The sequence below is a fragment of the Jannaschia seosinensis genome (assembly GCF_001408515.1).
In the GTDB taxonomy this organism is placed as follows: Bacteria; Pseudomonadota; Alphaproteobacteria; order Rhodobacterales; family Rhodobacteraceae; genus Jannaschia; species Jannaschia seosinensis.
Window position 1 is genome coordinate 1 of the sequence record NZ_CYPR01000118.1, and the last position, 1,413, is coordinate 1,413.

Sequence of the window (1,413 nt, forward strand, 5' to 3'; positions counted from 1 at the left end):
AGGTCGCCCGACTGCGGCGAAGCCTCCCGCTCCACTGGCTCCTCCGGCTCACGCAGGACAAGGGGCGCGAAGACAGGGAGCTCACCAGCCCCCGCGGAGGCGTCGATGGCCGCAGGCAGGACCAACTTGCCCTTCTTCGCCAAGCCCCGCCAGGCGGACAACTGGTTCGGCTTAACCCCATACCGCTCGGCCACGGAGTTCACGGTCGCGCCCGGCGCCAACGTCTCCGCGACAACCTGCGCCTTTACATCATCCGGCCACCGTCGATGCCCTGACGCATGGACCTCCACACCCAGCGATCTGAGAAACGAATTCATAGCACACATTGCGAAACGCACTCCCCATCTTGAGATGGGTAGATCTCGCAATCATGCCGATGCCCGACAACGTGGGCCGCAGCCACCGCTTACGTTCAAATCCTACTCCCGAAACCAAAATCATGCGTGTTATCAAGTGTTTGAGCGCCGCCCTCCGGGGCGGCGTTCGCGTTTCCATTACCCGTGGAAGCACTGTGGAAGCAAGAGGGGGCGCAAAGCTGCGAGCTCGCTTACATCAACGAACGATGCGAGCGGCAGTAGAGGCCCGCCGTTGCAATTCGAATAGAGATGAACAGCCGGCTCCGACCGGCTGTTCCAGGCGAAGTTGCGCTGCTCTGATCACTCGCAAGTCCGAGTGAACCGCGAGAAATCAAAATCCCAACTCTGCATAGGTGCCCCACTCCTAGCCCTCCAGACATTCATTGGCGGCGTGCCGGCTCTTCTACGTGAGCAGCCAAACCGAGCGCTGATCCTCGACAAGCTTCTTAACCCGGATAATTCACGAGAAGGCGGCGGAGGTGGCGTAACCGTCCGAAACTCTGTATTTTTTGGTTATCGACGCCAAAGATTCAGATTTCAGCAGGACGACCTCCGCCATGACCCAGTCTACGTGCTCCGCACCCCGTCTGTCACCCCTCAATGGCAAGCCGATCCTGCTCGGGTTTGACGGCGCCGACATGAGCTCCGACGCGGGGCTGACCCTGCTGCGCGAGATCGAGCGCAAGGCGGATCTGGCGCAGCGGCTCGCCGATTGCCTGCGCGATCCGCGTGACCCGGCGAAAGTTCAGCATAGCCTGTGTGACATCATCCGTTTCCGGATCATGATGATCGCGGCGGGATATGAAGACTGCAATGACGCGACCGCCCTGCGGTACGATCCCAGCTTCAGGATCGCGCTGGAGCGTGGCCCGGAAACAGGGCCGGCCTTGTGTTCGCAGCCGACGATCTCGCGCATGGAAAACCTGCCCGACGCCCGCGCCCTTATCCGCATGGGCCGCGAGATGATCCGGTTCTACTGCCACTCGTTTGCGCGCCCCCCAAGCCGGATCGTGCTCGATATCGATGATACCTTTGACGCGGTGCATGGCCACCAGCA

The 1,413-nt window shown here is 61.4% G+C and carries 2 protein-coding genes; one reads left to right on the top strand and one right to left on the bottom strand.

Going from position 1 to position 1,413, the window contains the following annotated elements; genetic code table 11:
• Nucleotides 1-317 (bottom strand): transposase (locus JSE7799_RS09555; RefSeq protein ID WP_144431637.1); only part of this gene is annotated, 317 nt, incomplete at its 3' end.
• A gap of 596 nt (nucleotides 318-913) precedes the next feature.
• Between JSE7799_RS09555 and JSE7799_RS09560 the strand changes: the two genes are divergently transcribed.
• Nucleotides 914-1,413: transposase (locus tag JSE7799_RS09560; RefSeq protein WP_186201897.1), on the top strand; the 500-nt coding region annotated here is incomplete at its 3' end.